Annotated in this window: 14 protein-coding genes; 4 read left to right on the plus strand and 10 right to left on the minus strand. The window is 42.0% G+C overall.

The window, feature by feature from the left end:
* Positions 1-3: 3 nt before the first annotated feature.
* Entirely contained in the window at positions 4-300 is a 297-nt protein-coding gene (locus tag ACE01N_RS15905; protein ID WP_380591128.1) for a hypothetical protein, read from the plus strand.
* A 53-nt stretch (positions 301-353) separates the two neighbouring features.
* Complete coding sequence (locus ACE01N_RS15910) at positions 354-1,007, plus strand: hypothetical protein (protein ID WP_380591131.1); 654 nt, start codon at positions 354-356, stop codon at positions 1,005-1,007.
* Positions 1,008-1,091: 84 nt separating this feature from the next.
* Here the strand turns inward: ACE01N_RS15910 and ACE01N_RS15915 are convergent, their stop codons facing one another.
* The 6 genes from ACE01N_RS15915 to ACE01N_RS15940 form a co-directional block, all read right to left on the minus strand.
* Positions 1,092-1,805, minus strand: a complete 714-nt coding sequence (locus tag ACE01N_RS15915) for an SDR family NAD(P)-dependent oxidoreductase (RefSeq protein WP_380591134.1) — start codon at positions 1,803-1,805, stop codon at positions 1,092-1,094.
* Between the two features lie 5 nt (positions 1,806-1,810).
* The gene (locus tag ACE01N_RS15920) at positions 1,811-3,082 is read right to left on the minus strand and encodes a zinc-binding dehydrogenase (protein WP_380591137.1); all 1,272 of its coding nucleotides are present in this window, start codon (positions 3,080-3,082) and stop codon (positions 1,811-1,813) included.
* A gap of 134 nt (positions 3,083-3,216) precedes the next feature.
* Positions 3,217-5,184: an SDR family NAD(P)-dependent oxidoreductase gene (locus ACE01N_RS15925; RefSeq protein WP_380591140.1), complete on the minus strand. Its 1,968-nt coding sequence runs from the start codon at positions 5,182-5,184 to the stop codon at positions 3,217-3,219.
* A gap of 16 nt (positions 5,185-5,200) precedes the next feature.
* Entirely contained in the window at positions 5,201-6,382 is a 1,182-nt protein-coding gene (locus tag ACE01N_RS15930) for a PHP domain-containing protein (protein WP_380591143.1), read from the minus strand.
* Positions 6,383-6,410: 28 nt separating this feature from the next.
* Entirely contained in the window at positions 6,411-8,879 is a 2,469-nt protein-coding gene (locus tag ACE01N_RS15935; RefSeq protein ID WP_380591146.1) for an alpha-ketoacid dehydrogenase subunit alpha/beta, read from the minus strand.
* An 88-nt stretch (positions 8,880-8,967) separates the two neighbouring features.
* Positions 8,968-10,305, minus strand: coding sequence for a dihydrolipoamide acetyltransferase family protein (locus ACE01N_RS15940; RefSeq protein ID WP_380591149.1), 1,338 nt, complete (start codon positions 10,303-10,305; stop codon positions 8,968-8,970).
* A 210-nt stretch (positions 10,306-10,515) separates the two neighbouring features.
* Between ACE01N_RS15940 and ACE01N_RS15945 the strand changes: the two genes are divergently transcribed.
* Positions 10,516-11,226, plus strand: coding sequence for a GntR family transcriptional regulator (locus tag ACE01N_RS15945; RefSeq protein ID WP_380591152.1), 711 nt, complete (start codon positions 10,516-10,518; stop codon positions 11,224-11,226).
* Between the two features lie 171 nt (positions 11,227-11,397).
* On the opposite strand, the gene ACE01N_RS15950 is transcribed toward ACE01N_RS15945, so the two are convergent.
* The gene (locus ACE01N_RS15950) at positions 11,398-11,811 is read right to left on the minus strand and encodes a hypothetical protein (RefSeq protein WP_380591154.1); all 414 of its coding nucleotides are present in this window, start codon (positions 11,809-11,811) and stop codon (positions 11,398-11,400) included.
* A 184-nt stretch (positions 11,812-11,995) separates the two neighbouring features.
* Here ACE01N_RS15950 and trhO point away from each other — a divergent pair, with 184 nt between their 5' ends.
* Positions 11,996-13,030 (plus strand): oxygen-dependent tRNA uridine(34) hydroxylase TrhO, encoded by a 1,035-nt coding sequence (trhO, locus tag ACE01N_RS15955; protein WP_380591157.1) that lies wholly within the window; start codon positions 11,996-11,998, stop codon positions 13,028-13,030.
* A 2-nt stretch (positions 13,031-13,032) separates the two neighbouring features.
* Here the strand turns inward: trhO and ACE01N_RS15960 are convergent, their stop codons facing one another.
* The 3 genes from ACE01N_RS15960 to pheT are packed head-to-tail and all read right to left on the minus strand — an operon-like array spanning position 13,033 to position 18,444.
* A complete protein-coding gene (locus ACE01N_RS15960) occupies positions 13,033-14,133 on the minus strand; it encodes a hypothetical protein (RefSeq protein WP_380591159.1) in 1,101 nt (366 codons plus the stop codon).
* A gap of 27 nt (positions 14,134-14,160) precedes the next feature.
* Positions 14,161-15,954: an arginine--tRNA ligase gene (argS, locus tag ACE01N_RS15965; RefSeq protein ID WP_380591162.1), complete on the minus strand. Its 1,794-nt coding sequence runs from the start codon at positions 15,952-15,954 to the stop codon at positions 14,161-14,163.
* Between the two features lie 24 nt (positions 15,955-15,978).
* Positions 15,979-18,444 carry a phenylalanine--tRNA ligase subunit beta gene (gene pheT / locus ACE01N_RS15970; RefSeq protein ID WP_380591165.1) on the minus strand — a complete coding sequence of 822 codons (2,466 nt, stop codon included), beginning with the start codon at positions 18,442-18,444 and terminating at the stop codon, positions 15,979-15,981.
* Positions 18,445-18,943 lie beyond the last annotated feature (499 nt).

Consider the following 18,943-nt stretch of genomic DNA (forward strand, 5'->3'; position numbering starts at 1 on the left):
ATCATGAAAAAGATAACAGCGGTCATACTACTTATTCTCGCAGTTACTGCCTGCAAAACCACCAGTGGCTTACCTGCATCAGAACGGGATGGCAGTTCCTTCGAAAGGGCCATCATTGTGAACAGTGTTCCAGAAGAATACCAGTATGCCAGGGAAAACTGTGAAGATTGCCAGTTTGTTGGACAATCACTGGTATATGAACGTAAAAAACCTTACGACATCCTTGAATTTAAAACCCAAACCGGAGAAACCATCAAATACTATTTTGATATTTCGAAGTTTTTTGGAAAAGATTTTTAAATTAAATCTCTAGTATACCCATGTACAAATGCCTGTTTATATTAATCCTGTTAATGAATGTTACACTGCTAAAATCTGAAAATGAAACTGAAAAGTATATTAGCAAAACATTGGAACGTTTAGACAAACTCCTTACAAAAGGGACCTTTACAGATGGATATGTATTTATGAATAACGATACTATAGCCACAAAACTACTTGCATTCAAAGGCAGAGCAAAGAGTAACTATTATTTGTTTTGTATTTCAAAGGATGCCAGTGATTCAGTCAAAGTTTACAGGGCAAATGAGATAAAAGGATATCAAATTGACGATAATTTATACTTGTCACATTCATCGCAAGGAAGTGATTTTTTTATTCAAAAGATTAAATCCGGCAGGGTTGATCTGTATGAACGGGATTATATTCCTTCGGACAAACACTTTTTATATTATCTGAAATTTCCGCAGTATAATGATCTAATGGTCATTAGCCCCTATGAAGATAATTTTAAAGTTTGGGAATATGATAGAAACAGTTCATCTGGTGTCAGGGGGCAGCAAACAGCCATTATTGAATCTAAAAAGATTCACCAAAAATTTAAAGTTTTTATCAATCAATACTTCGGGGATTGTGGTACGGTAGTTAACCTGGTTCAGGCTGAAATATTTTTTATAGCCGATTTACCTGAAATTGTTGAAACCTTTAACAATTGCGATAAAAACTAATCGGGAACATTGTGCATGACATACAGCTTAAACCAACGATTGAAAAAATCTGCGTTTATCGGCGAAATCTGCGGGAAGTCAAAATTAATCAAACGCCAGCGAATTAAAGCGCCGTATACCGATCCGATCAATCGTTCCTTTGCCTTTATAGTTGCATAAAAATACAACCAGTTCAGCGATTTCTTCCGGTTGAATGAGGTCTTCTGTATTGATGTCCGGTCGGACTTTTGAAACCATTTCTGTATTTACACCTCCGGGTGATATCATATGAACCCGGATTCCCAGTTCCTGAACCTCTTTAGCTAAGGCACTGGTAAAACCGGCTACAGCATGCTTGGATGAGGCATATAAACTCTGGTTAGGATAGCCTTTGTGATCCACCACCGATCCTATGTTGATGATTACCGGACGGGAAGTTTCTTTCAGGTAAGGCACAGCCTTTTGACACAGGAAGTAAGAAGCCTTAACATTGACATTAAAAATAGTGCGCCAATCTTCAATGGTACTCTCAGCAAATGGCCGGTTCAAAGCTATACCGGCATTGTTAACCAGCACATCCAAACGGCCAAAATGACTGATGGTTTGGGAAATGATATATTCCGGGGCAGTATCATCTTCCAGATCAACTGCCACCGGTAAAATTTCTACATCTGAATTTTTGAGCTCTTCAGATATGATTGCCAGACTTTCATGAGAACGTGCCACCAGTGCCAGATTATACCCATCCTGAGCAAGGGCAAGCGCAATATGCCTTCCAATTCCTCTGGATGCTCCGGTTATGATGGCCACTTTTTTCATGCTTGTCAGGCAAAGGTATTTTGTAACAAATAAGTTTCTGCTTCAACACTCCAGAGGCCGTTATGAGCCTTACAGATTTCATCGAGTTTTGCAAACAAAGGATCTGTTTTTCCTTTTTCAGCGAAATCCGAAATCGCAGTTAGCGGCATATCCAGATGGGTATAAATCAATTTTTTACCACCCGGAATATGAGGAAGATCCAATGTGGTTTCAGGTACTGCATTCAGTCCGCCAATATGGGTGACCAGACCGGCAGGATCCAGTCCCTGTGCGAACATTTCCAGCGATTCCACCATGTCGTCGTTATTTCCGCCACTGGTTCCAACCACATGTGTTGATGCATAATGGACGTTATAAAAGTTAAAGCTTGCTTTAAAGTTCGGATCAGATGGCCCGGCAAAAAAGTTCAGGCATCCATCCTGTCCCAAAATGGCATCCCCCTGTTCTATCACCGGAGGAACCGGCGCAAATACAAATACATCGTCGTAACCTGTTCCGCCTGTCTGATCGCGCAATGCTTTTACAGGATCAGCCACATCACCCGTATTCAGATAAATCAGTTCTATGCCGTTCAGTTTTGCAGCTTCAGGAGGAAAGATCGATGCAGCCCTGTCCAGACGTGACTGGTCAATATCGGTTACCACCATCAAAGATGGTTTGCGATCCTTACGATTTATCACATAATTGATGGCTGCAAGTCCCATCGGACCAACACCGGCAAGGATGGCCATTTTTCCACCATCCACAATTTCCATTTTGTGTTCGTATGAACCGGGCGTTGTATGGTAGTTGGCATGCATGGCACCAATCACACACGATAATGGTTCAGCCAGTGACGCCGGATAATAACCGGGACCGTCATAAGCCAGCAGACAATCCTGAACCAGTACGTCTTTCGGAATGATCACATAGGTTGCATCACCACCACAGTAAGGATAAGAGTAGCCTGGTGCACTTAAAATACCTACAGGTCCTTCGGGATAATAAATCGCAGGTTGTATGGAAAATTTCTGACCTGCCTTGAATTTGTGCTGCCAGTTTTTACCGATTTCAACCAATTCTCCAGCAAACTCATGCCCGATAATGATCGGATTATCAGCTACATTGTCAGGAATACGCTTATGATCTGTTCCCTGGGTTGCCGCCTTGTAAGACGACATGCAAATGCTGTCGCTGACCACCTTTGCCAGGATCTCATCATCGCTGATAGCCGGTAATTCAAACTCTTCGAGTCTTAAATCTTTTTTACCGTATAATCTTACTGCTTTTGTTTTCATTGTTTCGTGTTTTATAGACTAACGTCTATACTTTTATATTGTTCTGATAGTTAGGCGTAGTCTCCAGACTACGTCGATCTGAATATAAGCAAATGACGTAGTCCAGAGACTACGCCTAACTGCTTAAGTAATAATTACCGCAACATTTCCTGGCCGCCGCTTACCGGTATGGCCTGACCTGTTTCGTTTTTCTGATCGATGGCATAAAGCACTGCTTTCACCACATCTTTAGGTGAACAGCCTTTTCCAAGTGGCACCTGAGCCAGATAGAATGCTTTCACATCATCAATGGTTTTGGCACCGGGAACCTTACCAGCATTCAGATACTGCACAAACAAGCCGTTTTCAGGATCGGACCACAGAGGACCTTCATAAAAGTTACCCGGACATACCGAGTTGACTTTAATTTTGTCAGGTGCGAGTTCCAATGCAAAGGACTGTGTCAGCCCAATGCCACCAAATTTTCCACCGGCATAGGCAAAATTCTTTTTACTGCCTTTCAGTCCTGATTTTGAGTTAATCTGAATGATATCGGTGTAATATGCCGGTTTATATGCATTCTGAAGCTTCATGACAGCTGAAGCCACTTTAGTGCAATAGAAATAGGCGTTGTAATTGATTTTTGTTACAAGATCGAATGTGGCCGGATCCATTTCATCCAGTCCGCCTGCACGTAAGATACCGGCATTACTGATAAATGCATCCAGTCCCCCAAACTCTGCAACGGTCGTGTCCATCAGGTTATTCAGACTGTCCATATTCGACACATCCGTCTGAACAAAAATGGCGCGGTTCTTTGAAGCGATGTCATTAAAAGCGACTGCGGTCCTTTGTCCCACTTCGGGATTAATGTCAGCCACCACAATATTGGCACCTTCAAGGATCAGTTCCCTGGCTATGCCTTCTCCAAAGCCCTGTGCAGCTCCGGTAACAATGATCGTTTTATTTTCTACCCGTCCCGGTTTTGCTGATCCGGCAGCTACCTTACGGCGGTAATTCTCTACCTCCCAGGTATCGATAAACTGTATCTGTTCGGCTGTCATGGCGTGCGGACCTCCAAAAGATTCAGAAATCCAGCCAATTTTCAGCATGTCCTCAAATACATCCAGAATAATGTTGGTCTGCGCAGCTGTTTCAGCAATGGCTGCAATGCCATAGTCCTTAATTACAACGACTTTAGGTTCATGCGTCTGCTCTTTCTGAAACACCTTATATTTCTGCTGAAACTCAGCAATGAGCGCTGCTGCTGATTCTGTATTCTCAAGGTAAATGTAGTTGGATTTGCAATAGACAATGATATCCGGTGTAAACGGTTTGCTGACTTTATCAAAGTTTTCAGCGTTTGATGCAAAGTGTTCCGTCAGTTTATTTCGACGTACCTTTAAGGTCTTAACTTTGTCATCGGAAACCAGCATACGAATAGCCGGAATAAATTCAGAGACACCATCTTTTACCGGCAAGGCTTCTTCCGGCAGTTCATTTTTGATCTGTGCTTTTACCTTACTGAAAATATCATCGTAAATGGATTTGACTTCATCCGTTGTATCTGCAGCAACAAAAACACCGTGGTTCTGAAGGAAAATAACTTTCGGATCAACCCCTTTTTCTTTCACATATTTCTCAACCTGACTTTCAACTTCCTTAAATAAAATATAGCCCGGATCGGTATAAGGAATGTAAATGGCAGAGTCACCAAACAGTTCATTTATAACCTGTCCAGCATTCTTACTGCACAACAAACCATTCAAATATGTAGGATGCAGGTGGATCACAAAGCTGTAATTCATCAGGTCGTGCAGTGATGTCTCAACGGACGGGCGACGCTCTTTTGTTATGGTTGCCGCATACAAATCGTCTTTAATCTGCTGTTCTCTTTCAAACGGATCGCTGCTGTAACTGTTTTGTGCAATCAGCTTCAGTTTAGCGCGATCAAGAACCGCAAATCCTTCTTCGGTTATGGTGCTCAGGGCACTTCCACTGGCTTTGACCCAGATTTTATCGTCTGTCTTTACCGAGGTATTCCCTCCACCGGCAATCACCATCTCACTGTTTTTCCCGTAAAACTGCGATATTTCAATCAGATCTTTAACGTGTTGTTCCATATCTGTCTCGTCCCTGTTATTTAATAAATGATTTGATCACTTCATCACCCATTTTAATGTAGCTCTCAATATTTTGTTTATCTGCATTGCCTTCCTCATCCACATAACCGGCCTGATCGTTGGCATGGAGATGCTGATGAGCTGCAATCAGACAGGCACCTTCGTACGATACATGTTTCAGGTCGTCCGGTAGTACCTCTGTACCTTCAATCTTAACTTCCACCGGAAATACACCGGGTGTATTGTGCTCTGATCCTAAAAATACTGCATATCCTTTCGCCCTGAAGTAAGCTACAAATTCCCTCAGTTTTTCCACTGAGTTTCTGGATGGAATTAATTCAACGGCATGCACATTCAGTTCCTGCAGAATGGTATCCATGGCTTCCCAGTGCGATTCAAATTCCGTCAGAATATTCCCTTTTTTATCGTCCAGCAAAACCGGATAACATGGAATACCACCGGCATTCAGAATAAACTGAATAATGCGTTTCAATGGTGGGAATGCCGCCGGATCTTCTTCCACAAAAGCTTTTCCGCCACTTTTAAGCAGGTTTCCACGCAATTCATTTTCCACAGAAGCGATATCATTCAGATTGGCTTTTACCGCCTTTCCGTCATACAGCTTTTCAAAAAATGCGTTACGGTCGGCTTCATCAGCAAATTTTTCAAATACCGCAATACGGATCGCTTTAGCGATGTGTCGCTCACGGACCAGCTCTTCAGCGTAATCAGCTTTTACCGACTCGTATGTGAATCCCAGTTCCGGATCGATGGCCTCAACCAACGCACTCGCCTTTTGTGTCATCTCCTTTATCTGGCGCTGGCTTTCACTGATCAGTCCGTCAATAAATGCTTTATTTTCATCGTTGATCACTAATGGATAACTCAGGCCTTTTCCGCTAAAGTAGATTCGTCCCGGATTATTCGGGTCATTAATTCTAATTCCTTGTTCCTGCAGGTCGCTCAGCAAGCCGATAAACTCCACGTTAAACTGAGGATAGACTTTATATTGTTTGCTTAGCCTGCTGAATTCAGGATAACCGTCCATGGTAAAAAAGTCGTTGATACCAAGTACATGTACATCCTCTTCCCTGGCCATTTTAAACATCTGTTCAATAGAATCGAAAGAACAGAATGAATAAGGCGAATGGACATGCCCGTTTACATTCAGGATGTCCAGTTCGCTGTTTATTATCATTGGATTTTTTGTCATATTATACTGATGCTTAAATTCCCAGTTTGTTTCTTCTGATCTGCTCGGCTTTGGTAAAGTTGCTTTTCACGGTATGTCCTTTCAGCGGAACAATTTTTTCGTGAATGGCATCCAGATACCAGTCCGGCTGTGGGAAGAAATACTCTTCCAGCTCATAAGCAGGTGTGATCCAGTTGCGTGACCCAACCACTACCGGAGGTGCATCGAGGTAATCGAAAGCCAGTTCGGCAATGTTATGCGCAAAATCGTTCAGGAAAGATCCACGGGCAGTGGCATCACCTGTCACAATCACACGGCCGGTTTTCTTAACGGATTCAATCACCGGTTCATAGTTGAACGGCACTAAAGAGCGGGCATCAATCACCTCTGCTTTCATGCCATATTCAGCTTCCAGTTTATCGGCGGCTTCCAGTACACGGTATAAGGTAGCACCAACCGACAAAATGGTAATATCAGAACCTTCACGTTTTACATCCGGTTCACCAAACGGAATCTCATAATACCCTTCAGGAACACCTTCCTTGTGGAACTGTTCACCAATATCGTAAATACGCTGACTTTCGAAGAATACCACAGGATCTGTTCCCTGTAAAGAGGCGTTCATCAATCCTTTGGCATCATATGGTGTAGCGGGGAATGCTACTTTAAGACCAGGAATATGTGCTACCAGCGATGTCCAGTCCTGTGAATGCTGTGCACCATATTTCGATCCTACCGATACACGAATTACAACCGGCATTTTAATGAGGTTACCACTCATGGCCTGCCATTTCGGTAACTGGTTAAATACCTCGTCACCACTACGTCCCAGGAAGTCACAATACATAATTTCCGGCATCACACGGCCACCACACATGGCATAACCGATAGCTGTTCCAACAATGGAGGCTTCAGAAATTGGTGAGTTGAACAGGCGGTTGTAAGGCAGAGCCTCAGTCAGGCCCCGGTAAACGGCAAATGCACCACCCCAGTCACGGTTTTCTTCACCATAAGCAATCAGGGTCGGATCTTTATAAAAACGGTCGGCAATGGCTTCAAACAAGCCATCACGTAACTGGTATTGTTTCATTTTAGAAAACGGCTTACCATCCTTATCGAAGGCATAGCGCTCTTTGCGTTCAATCTGTTTTACGCGTGGGTTTTCTGCCAATGGATGGTTAACTTCCGGTTCGCGGTCTTCCATTTTATCCACTGACTCGTCAGAGAACATCATATTACCAATCAGTTCAGGATATTTTTCCATGTCCATGCGTGGCGATACTTCATCATCGATAGATAATTTCAGCATGGCCTGTAATTCAGATTTTATATCTTCCCAAACAGCATCCAGATCATTCTGAGCAGCTACTTTGGCTTTAATCAAATCTTTTCCGTACGATGCAATACAATCCTGCGATTCCCATGCCTCTACTTCTTCTTTTGAACGGTATGAAGATGCATCTGAAGGCGAGTGTCCGCTGTAACGGTAGGTTAGTGTATCGAGTAATACCGGACCTCTTTTCTCATCCAGAATCTCACGTTTGCGACGATAAGCATCAATCACAGCTAAAGGATTGTAACCGTCAATACGTTCTGCATGCATCTGGTCGCGGTTCACACCGGCACCAATACGGGCTGCAATGTCATATCCCATGGTTTCACCGCTGGTCTGACCACCCATACCATACTGGTTGTTCATGATGTTGATGATGACCGGTAGTCCACCTTTCATATCACCTTCCCACAACTGGGTAAACTGATCCATGGATGCAAAGGAAAGGCCTTCCCAAACCGGACCGGTTGCCATAGAGGCGTCACCGATATTGGCAACAACGATACCTTTTTTACGGTTTACCTTTTTGTATAAGGCAGCACCAACAGCAATATCACCACTACCACCTACGATGGCGTTATTCGGATATACACCAAAGGGCGTAAAGAACGCGTGCATACTTCCACCCAAACCTTTGTTAAAACCTGTCTCACGGGCAAAAATCTCAGCCAGTGTACCGTAAATCAAAAAGCGGCGTGCCAGTGCTTTGGTATCTCCAGAAAAGTCTTTTTTAACGATGTTAAGAATGGCACCATCAAAGAAGTTTTCCATGATCTCCATCAGCTCCTTGTCACTCAGTTGACGAATAGCACTTAAACCTTTGGCTAAAATCTCGCCATGGCTACGGTGTGATCCGAAAATAAAGTCATCCACACCAAGGGTGTAGGCCATACCAACGGCAGCTGCTTCCTGACCGATAGAAAGGTGGGCAGGACCCGGATGGTTATAAGGGATACCACTGTATTCACCTGTGGTTTTTATCAGGTTCAGCATGGTTTCAAATTCCCTGATCACCACCATATCGTGATAAATGGACTTTAACTCTTCGTTGGTAAAATTGGCTTTTTCTTCTTCAACAGTCTTGTTATACTGGTTAACGGGAATTGGCTTAAATGTCAATTCTCCTGATTTCCGGACCGCTTTTGGGTCGATAAACTGTGCTTTAGGCATATCTGTTTGTTTTTATTATTTCGTTACAGGTAACGGGTTACGCGTTACTTTAATACGTGTCACCAGTGACATGTAACCCGTAACTTATTTATAGTTCAAATTCTAAATTTTCAATCTCAATTGCGATCTGCTTCAGGAAGCGGGTTGCTTCTCCTCCATCCAGCGCGCGATGGTCATACGTTAAACTCAGACCGATGTGAGGCACAAATCCGTACATGCCGTCTCCCAGATCTTTCGGACGTGGTAAAATTGTGTTGACACCAAGAATCGCAGACTGTGGCAGGTTGATAACCGGAGTAAAGATCTCCACACCATAGTTTCCAAGATTGGAAACGGTAAACGACGCTGCTTCAGAAGCCAGCAATGAAGGATCGATGGCACCTTTACGACATGCTGCAGCTACTGTACCCATTTGATTGGAAAGTCCCTTTATGGATAAATCATCCGCATTTTTAATGGCCGGAACCATCAATCCACGTTCTGTATCAACCGCTAAACCAAGATGAACCTTTTTAAATAAGCGCATCTCTTCACCCAGGAAGTGTGAATTGGCCTGTGGAAATTTCTTCAGTGCTTTAACAACGGCATAGCACACCATATCGTTAAGTGTGATGTTGGTATCATAACCGTCTGCCATGGCTGCTTTTACTTTTTTGCGCAGTTCCAGCATTCTGCGTGCATCCGCACTTAAATGGTGCGTCAGCTGAGCTGAATTCTGCAGCGACGCATGCATCGCTTTGGCAATCAGTTTGCGAATCTGAGTCAATGGCTTTATCTCATAATCTTCACCATATACAATATTCGGTGCCGCAGCCAGATCTTTACTGGTAATGCGTCCCCCCAAACCTGAACCTGCCGATGCGGACAGGCCTTCGCTGCTCATCATCTTTTTCGCCAGTGGCGTAGCTTTTGGTCTTGAACTCATGGCATCTTTCACGTCACGTTCAATGACACGGCCTTCAGGTCCTGTTCCTTCAAGCGATTTCGGATCAAGCCCCTCTTTCTTAGCCAGGTTTTTAGCCCTTGGTGAAACACCGGTAAATTCAGCACTCTCTTTCGGTTGAACAGGAGCTTCAGCTTTCTTTTCTACCGGTGCCGCTTTTTCTTCCTTTTCAGGCACAGCCGCAACCTCAGTTTCCGGTTCCGCTTCGGCACCACCTTCCGGTTTAAACTCAGAAACATCTTCACCTTCCGAACCGATTACACATACATTCAGTAAAACCGGAACTTCGTCGCCGGCTTCATAAAATCGCGCCAGTAAAACACCATCGCAGGGTGCTTCTTCCTCAAACGAGGCCTTGTCGGTTTCATACGAAAATAAAACGTCTCCCTTGGATACTGAGTCCCCAACATTTTTAAACCAGTCGGAAATGATGCAGACCTCTACAGATTGCCCCTGTTTGGGCATGATAACAGCTTGTGCCATATGATATTATTTCAATTTTTTGTCAACTTATATTTACATGTTAACACACATGTAATCATTCTGAAATCTTTATGAATAAACCATTAACACAGATTTATTCAAAAAGCACCACAAACTTATAACAATAAACTTGTATTTACAAGTTGGTTAAACTATTTTTTTTACATACTTTTGAAAGCTGGATTTTGAAACGCACTAAAACAGGCAAAAATGGAACAGAATTTACCGCAATACAGAAGGCTTTATGAAATTCTGAGACGGAACATTATTAGCGGAATGTATCCGGAGGGTAGCCTGTTGCCATCAGAAAATGACCTGTGCCGCATACATAATATCACCAGGCCCACAGTTCGTCAGGCTTTAACGGCTCTGGTCAGTGACGGATACATTAAGAAGCAGAAAGGAAAGGGAAGTATTGTAAATGCCTTGCCAAAAAATATCGGCATTCTCTCCATACAGAGTACCACATCAGCTGTTGGTGATCAGAATCTGAAAACAAAAATCATTGTAAAACCGGAAATTCGCCCCTGGCCGGAAGATTTTATTTTTCCTGTTGATGATGATATTAAAGCATTGGGGTGTATTTATTTTGAACGCCTGCGGTTTTTAAATAATGATCCTATTTTTTATGATATCAGCTATATGCCAAACATCAATATGCCACGGTTTACGACTTTAAAGCTTGAAGACCGGTCCTTATTTGATGTGCTGCGATCCAATTATCAGGTAGAAATTAAGGGCGGTGAACAAAACCTGAAAGCGATAATTGCTGACAATAACATCAGTAACTTTCTGAAAATAAAACCCGGTAGTCCGGTATTAAACCTTGAACGTAAGATTGAGACCAACCGTGTTGGGTATCACTTCTACTCCATCATTTATTGTAATACATCGAAATACGCCTTAACGGGGATATTTTAAAAAGACACAAGAATCAAGACGCAAGATAATTATTCACCGGGTGAATATTTACATCATGGCTATAATCACCCGGTGAATAGTCCCAAATTCGTAATTTTAACTCATCCCCTTTTGTAACGAGGATGTTATGAGTGGTACATAAATAATGTCTTTTCTAGTCCTGTTTGTATCTTAACTACTTTGGTCCTCATCGGGTAAACCCCGAACCGTAAAGACAATCCACAAAATCAGAAAAATCAAAGCCATTCCAATCAATCCGGATGCCAGCAAATTTTTAGTACTGATCTCAACATAATGATGAAGTATCACCATTCCCAACCAGAAAATCAACGATGTAAAATAGGAAATGGCAGCAACTTTATGCGCAATTTTCCTTGCCAGTTCATCCTCTGGTGTATATCCATCCTTTTTCCCTTTAATCCTGCCATAGCTCAACACAATTCCCGAGAAGAAAAACGCAACTAATACAACAATAAAAACAATCTCCATGACCTCTGAATCGGATTCTTTTGTCTGAAAAAGAATTATTCCTGACAAGACCAAAACCCAGGTCAGGACAAATAGAGGAAGAAACAGCCTTTTCATACTTGTGCATTTAAAAAACCGGGTAATAAAGTTATGAATATTCAGGTTCAGTAACAATATTCTGTATTATTCACCGGGTGAATAATAACGATATTTAAATAATCACCCGATGAATACTTATGCTATTATTTTAATTTGTTCTAAATAAATTAATCAATTATTTTTGCAGGCAAATTTTCTGATTATGGATCCGTATGGAGGCAAATTAAAACTCATAAATAAACTCGGGCGTGAACAGTTGCTTGAACGTCTGAACAACGAAACATTCAAACGCACAACTATTTCGTTTTACCGTTATGTTATTCTGGAAGATCCGATGGAGATGCGTAACCTCCTATTTAAAACATGGAATGAACTTGGTTGTCTGGGTCGCATATATGTAGCAAAAGAAGGGATCAATGCACAGATGAATATACCGGAACATAATTTTGAAGCCTTTAAGTCACACCTCTACTCCATCCCGGAATTCAGCGATGTTCCTTTTAAGTTTGCTATTGAAGATGATGGCAAATCGTTTATTAAATTATCGGTCAAAGTAAGACGACAAATAGTAGCTGACGGTCTGAAACCGGAAGATTATGATGTGACCAACGTTGGAAAACACCTGACTGCTGAAGAGTGGAACCGGAAGATTGAAGAAGGTGCTTTGGTCGTGGATATGCGCAATTACTACGAGAGTGAAATCGGTCATTTTCAGGGTGCAAAGTTACCACAGGCTGAAACGTTCCGTGATGAATTACCGGAAGTACTGGATATGCTGAAAGGCCATGAGGACAAACCTGTACTTCTTTACTGTACCGGTGGTGTACGGTGTGAAAAGACCAGTGCCTACCTGAAACATCACGGGTTTAAACATGTCAATCAGTTGTATGGCGGCGTCATTGAATATACACGACAGGTGAATCACAACAACCTGGAGAACAAATTCAAAGGCAAAAACTTTGTATTCGACAAACGACTGGGAGAACGGATTTCAGATGAGATCATCGCGCACTGCCATCAGTGCGGAAAGCCCTGCGATACCCATACCAATTGTAAAAACTCACATTGTAACCTTCTGTTTATTCAATGCGAGGAATGCAAAACCAAACACGACGGATGTTGCTCGGATCGCTGTGAAACTATTTATCAAACACCGGAAGAGAAAAAGAAAGAAGTTATGAAAGAACTGGGTTTTGTCAAATCACCGCGCTATTACCGGCACGACTGTTCTTTATAGGTTCAGGTAAATACCACGTCGCCATCACCATCCTGAAACGTTAATCCGGCATTTTCATTTTCCGCAAATGAAGCATATATATTCATACTGAACGGACGGTACTTTATAAACGGAGATTTCAAAGATTTAAGTTTTTCTGCCAGTTCGGAATCCAGAACCGTTAATGTTTTGATTTTGTGTTCTGCACAATAGTTCATCAGAAACTCTGCCATGACATCCGGAGCCGCACTTCCAAATCGGTATAAAAATTTCAGATTGCCCTTTTGACGGGAAAGAATCAACCTGGTTTCTTCTCCTGATACCTTGTGAACCAATGTGACCAAAAGGTATTCAAAAGCATCAAGATAGGATGTAAACGGATAATTGATTCTATCTGATTTATCCGTTGATACCCATGGATAATTAAAAATCCACTTAAATTCCTTCACCGCTCTTTTTAAGGGTGAAATGGTATCCATACAGTTATTGAGAAATGATATAGTTGGTGAAGAATCCAGATAAACCGAATAAGCGCTCAGGTCATATTTGGAAAACAATCGTGCTTTTATTTTTGCATAGGACGTAATAAATGGATCAATAAGAAATGAAAAAGCATTAATAAGCTTATATTCTTCTCTTCCACTGGTGAACGTTTTTACATCAATATTACCGTAAAAACGAGCTCCGGTTCTTTGACTTAAAAGCTTAAACTGACCTGTTTTATGGTATAATTTGTGTGAGGCATCAGCATAATTGGTATACATCAGCCGGCCTTCCCAATCCTCATACATTTCCCGAAGCAGCAGATCAGAATATCCTTTTCTTCTTTCATCCGGATCCACCCAGTTTCCGCTGCACCAGCCAAAGTTGTAAAGCTTTTTTCCCAGAACGATCTGATCCGCAAAAACGGTCCTAAATGCAATGAGTCGCTTTTCAGAAATTAAAAGATATAAAGAAATATGATCTTTAACGGACCGGGGATTGTGAATATAAGATTGTACACGTTGTGGTGAAATTGGCTTAATATTCAGATTTCTATAATAGTCACCAGAGACAAATTCAGCCAACTCTGAAACATGATACTTTTGAATATGAAGTTTATCAGAAACCTTTATTTCAATCATAAGCCCTCATATTTCATTACAAGTAGTTTACATCCGTTCAGGTACTTCAATTCCAAGCAGACTTAGAGCCGTTTCAACGGTTTCGCCTGTTGTTTTTGAAATCAGCAGGCGAAGCTGCTTTTTCTTTTCATCTTCTTCTCCCAGAATGGTACAGTCGTGATAAAACTGGTTGTATTCTTTAACCAGCTCATACGCATAATTGGCAATTAACGCAGGACTGTAATTATCACCGGCACTTTTCACCACCTGTGGAAAATTGGATAAGCGCTTGATTACGATGCTCTCTTTTTCATTCAGTTCAATATCCGGATCTGCTTTACCGGTAACTGTAATTCCGGTATCTGCTGCTTTACGTAATACAGACTGAATCCTGGCATAGGTATATTGTATGAACGGGCCTGTATTCCCATTAAAATCAATGGATTCCTTTGGATTAAAGGTCATGTTTTTGCGCGGATCAACTTTTAAAATAAAGTATTTCAGAGCTCCCAATGCAACAATTCGAAAAATGTTTGCTGCTTCCTCATCAGAAAAACCTTCCAGTTTTCCCAGTTCGAGAGAAACTTCCCTGGCCGTATTGGTCATATCCTTAATCAGATCATCTGCATCAACCACTGTACCTTCACGGGATTTCATTTTTCCTTCAGGAAGTTCCACCATGCCGTAGGAGAAATGAACCAAATCCTTACCCCATTCAAAACCCAGCTTGTCCAACAAAATAGATAAGACCTGGAAATGGTAATTCTGTTCATTACCTACCACGTAAATCATCTTGTCGATGTCGAAGTCCTCATAACGCAATTTTGCAGTCCCGATATCCTGCGTCATATAGACTGATGTGCCATCGCTTCTCAGAAGTATTTTTTCATCCAGTCCGTCTTTGGTAAGATCTGCCCATACGGAGCCGTCATCCCGGCGGTAAAATACACCTTTTTCAAGGCCTTCCAATACTTTCTCCTTGCCTTCAAGGTAGGTATCCGACTCGTAGTAAATTTTATCAAAAGCTACACCCAGCGCCTTATAGGTTTCATCAAAACCGGCATAAACCCAACTGTTCATGGTTTTCCAAAGCGTATAAACTTCGTCGTCTTTTGCTTCCCACTTCCGTAGCATCTCACGGGCTTCAGACATCAACACCGAAGCTTTCTCCGCTTCTTCTTTTGTCATGCCCTGAGCCTGCAGGTCTGCCAGTTCCTTTTTAAATTCCTGATCGAACTTCACATAGTATTTACCAATCAGATGGTCGCCTTTCATGCCCGTTGATTCCGGTGTTTCACCTTCACCCCATTTTTGCCATGCCAGCATGGATTTACAAATGTGAATACCCCTGTCGTTAACAATATTGGTTTTAACCACTTTATTACCATTGGCTTCCATGACCTTAGCCAACGAAAATCCCAACAAATTATTGCGGATATGTCCCAGGTGAAGCGGCTTATTGGTATTTGGCGATGAATACTCAATCATCACCAGCGGGGAATCTTCATTTACTGCTTTAAGACCATAGTTCTCAGTAGCTGCAATGGTATTCAATTGTTCAATCAGCTTTTCTTCCCCAAGCAACAGGTTCAGAAAACCATTCACCACATTGAAATCTGAAATAAAACCTTGTTCTTTTAGGTATGACCCAATTTCTTCTGCAGTATCCTGCGGTTTCTTCTTTGATGCTTTTAAATAGGGAAAAACAACCAGTGTTAAATCACCTTCAAAATCTTTCCGGGTCTGCTGAAACTGAACGGATTCAACCTTCTGTTCCAACTGATATAATGTTGCCAGTGCTTCTGTTACAGCTTTTTTTAACTGAACCTGAACATTCTCCATCTTTTTACTCTGATCGTTTGAAAATTATCGTAACTGTGCATCCAGCTGATGTTCGTAGGCTTTTATCAGACGGTGCATAATTTTATCTATATCTTTATCTTTCAATGTTTTGTTCTCATCCTGAAGAATAAAACTTACCGCGTACGATTTTTTACCGTTTGGCAAATTCTTTCCTTCATATACATCGAACAGGGACACTTCCTTTAACAAATTTGACTCTGTTTTATAGGCTATCTTTTCAACTTCCTCAAACCGTGTAGTTTTATCCAGTAACAGCGCCAGATCACGTCGTACTTCCTGGTATTTACTGATCTCTTTATAAGCTGTGGTTACCTCCTTTATTTCTTTCAGAACCACGTCCCAGTTGAAGTCGGCGTAGTAAACTTCATTATCAATGTCAAACTGTTTCTGTAATTTTTTGGCCACCTTACCAAAATACACCAGCGTATCGCCTTTCCGGGTCAGATATGTCATGCCGTAATCAAGCAAATCATCGTCTTCCACCTCGCCACCAATCAATGAACCGGAATGAATACCCAGTTTTTTCAATGCATTGAGCACATACGCTTTCAGGTCGTAGAAATCCATCTCTTTCTGAGCCTGATTCCATATTTCTTTTGATCCGAAACCCGTGATAGCAAGCGCCAGATGCTGTACCTCGGAATATGCTGCCAAAGCAACGCCATCCTTTAAATCTTCTTTTTTATCAAAATAATAGCAGTTTCCGAATTCATACAGTTTCAGATCACTGTTTCTTCTGTTCTGATTATATACCACAGATTCAAGCACACCAAATAAGAGTGTCTGTCTCATGGCATTCAAATCTATGCTCAAAGGATTCAATATCTCAACAAGATGCTCCGGCTTAAAGGTTTCCAGACCTTCATAATAAGACGCTTTGGTAAGCGAATTATTCATAATTTCATAAAAACCCTGGGCTGAAAGTAAATCACCCACCATGTTTTTCACGCGATGATCATCAGGCTTTTTGGCATACGAAATGGTTGAGTGTACCGTATCGGATAATTCAACCTTGTTATAGCCATAGATCCGGAGAATATCCTCCATCACATCTGCTTCCCGCTGAACATCCACCCGATAGGTCGGCACTTCAAGTTTCAGAATATCACCTTTGTCTTCTGCTACCTTTATTTCAAGACTATTGAGGATATTCAGAATAATCTCTTTAGTCAGGTTTTTGTCTATGATTTTTTGTGTTCTGGACACCGAAAATTCCACCTCAAAAGGTTTTACAGGTTCCGGATAGATATCCACGACCTCAGAACTGATCTCACCACCGGCCACTTCCTTTATCAGCATGGCAGCCCGTTTCAGTGCGTATACTGTTCCGGCCGGATCAATTCCCCGCTCGAAACGGAAAGAACTGTCTGTACTGATCTGATGGCGACGTGCGGTCTTACGCACCCAAACCGGATTAAAGTAGGCACTTTCAAGGAATATTTTAGTTGTGCTTTCTGTTACACCCGAATCCAGCCCACCAAATACACCACCGATACACATTCCCTCCGTTTCATTACAGATCATCAGGTCCTGATCGCTCATTTCACGATCCAGTTCATCGAGTGTTGTAAATTTTGTACCGTCTGCAAGTGTTCTGACCACAATTTTATTACCCGATATCTTGTCCCCGTCAAAGGCATGTAAAGGTTGTCCCAGTTCATGCAATACAAAGTTGGTCACATCAACCACATTGTTGATCGGGTTCATGCCGATAGAAACGAGGCGTTTCTTTAACCAATCAGGAGATTCCTTTACGGTAAGACCTGAAATGGTTACGCCACTGTACCTCGGACAGGCCTCATGATTTGCAACGCTTACATCCAGCGTATAATTTGTATGGTCAACTTTAAAATCGTCTACCGAAGGCCAGTTGACTTTAATATCTTTGCTTTCCTGTTGCAGATAGGCAGCAAGGTCGCGGGCCACACCAATGTGCGAACCGGCATCTATACGGTTTGGCGTCAGATCAACCTCGATCATATAATCTGATTCCACCTTGAAGTAATCGCTAGCCAGTGTTCCCGGAACGGCTTCGGGATTCAGCACCATGATGCCGTCGTGTGAACTGCCCAAACCGACTTCATCCTCTGCACAGATCATCCCTTCAGATACCTCACCACGAATTTTTGCTTTCTTAATCGTAAAACTGTCATCACCCATAAAAAGCGTTGTTCCAACCGTTGCGACGATTACCTTTTGTCTAGCCGCTACATTCGGTGCACCACATACAATTGGTAAAGGCTCACCAGTACCAATATTCACTGTAGTACGGCTTAATTTATCGGCATTGGGATGTTTTTCACAGGTCAGTACCTCACCAACCACAATACCTTTCAGTCCACCTTTCACAGATTCCACCTCTTCCACACTCCCTACCTCCAGTCCGATATCGGTTAAAATACCTGATAATTTGTGAACGTCTAAATCTGTGTTGATGTAGCTTTTAAGCCAGTTATACGAAATATTCATAGTTCTTTTTTGTCCTTGTTTTCAAGATGTGCAAAAGTAATAAATTTTATTTAGAGAAACAGGGCGTTAGAGGGATAAACCCGATTAAAGTTATCGAGGGTTTCACTCAAAGTGAAGCCCTCGGTTATTCCCTGTTCTTTCGCTCCGCCGCAGCTCTGTTTGGCGGGGAATTCTTATGTACCATACTTTCGCCCGTACCGGGCTTAAATGACAACAGTACTTCTGTGAATCTTTCAAAAGGTTCAGCTTCGTGGAGGCCCCGAACTATCCGGGTGTTGTAGAAATATACAACATAATGAATGAAAATCTTCCGTCATCCCGATATGCATCGGGATGCCACCCTCTTTTTAAAAGAGGGACATAGGCCTGCAACTTTGATGGTATCGTTGTCCTCCTTTTTGAAAACCTTAGATTTGTGGATATATTCTTAAATGATCTGGAAAGGCTTAAATTTGAGATAATAACATAAATTCAAAAAGAAAGGAAAACCAGTAAGTAA

Origin of the sequence: Quyinboa ferrireducens, assembly GCF_042436675.1 — a bacterium.
Taxonomy (GTDB): domain Bacteria; phylum Bacteroidota; class Bacteroidia; order Bacteroidales; family UBA5342; genus JBHJHP01.

Bases quoted from the DNA above. Each gene is read 5' to 3' on its own strand.
- ACE01N_RS15905 (WP_380591128.1), top strand. From the start codon at position 4: ATGAAAAAGATAACAGCGGTCATACTACTTATTCTCGCAGTTACTGCC.
- ACE01N_RS15910 (WP_380591131.1), top strand. From the start codon at position 354: ATGAATGTTACACTGCTAAAATCTGAAAATGAAACTGAAAAGTATATT.
- ACE01N_RS15915 (WP_380591134.1), bottom strand. From the start codon at position 1,805: ATGAAAAAAGTGGCCATCATAACCGGAGCATCCAGAGGAATTGGAAGG.
- ACE01N_RS15920 (WP_380591137.1), bottom strand. From the start codon at position 3,082: ATGAAAACAAAAGCAGTAAGATTATACGGTAAAAAAGATTTAAGACTC.
- ACE01N_RS15925 (WP_380591140.1), bottom strand. From the start codon at position 5,184: ATGGAACAACACGTTAAAGATCTGATTGAAATATCGCAGTTTTACGGG.
- ACE01N_RS15930 (WP_380591143.1), bottom strand. From the start codon at position 6,382: ATGATAATAAACAGCGAACTGGACATCCTGAATGTAAACGGGCATGTC.
- ACE01N_RS15935 (WP_380591146.1), bottom strand. From the start codon at position 8,879: ATGCCTAAAGCACAGTTTATCGACCCAAAAGCGGTCCGGAAATCAGGA.
- ACE01N_RS15940 (WP_380591149.1), bottom strand. From the start codon at position 10,305: ATGGCACAAGCTGTTATCATGCCCAAACAGGGGCAATCTGTAGAGGTC.
- ACE01N_RS15945 (WP_380591152.1), top strand. From the start codon at position 10,516: ATGGAACAGAATTTACCGCAATACAGAAGGCTTTATGAAATTCTGAGA.
- ACE01N_RS15950 (WP_380591154.1), bottom strand. From the start codon at position 11,811: ATGAAAAGGCTGTTTCTTCCTCTATTTGTCCTGACCTGGGTTTTGGTC.
- trhO (WP_380591157.1), top strand. From the start codon at position 11,996: ATGGATCCGTATGGAGGCAAATTAAAACTCATAAATAAACTCGGGCGT.
- ACE01N_RS15960 (WP_380591159.1), bottom strand. From the start codon at position 14,133: ATGATTGAAATAAAGGTTTCTGATAAACTTCATATTCAAAAGTATCAT.
- argS (WP_380591162.1), bottom strand. From the start codon at position 15,954: ATGGAGAATGTTCAGGTTCAGTTAAAAAAAGCTGTAACAGAAGCACTG.
- pheT (WP_380591165.1), bottom strand. From the start codon at position 18,444: ATGAATATTTCGTATAACTGGCTTAAAAGCTACATCAACACAGATTTA.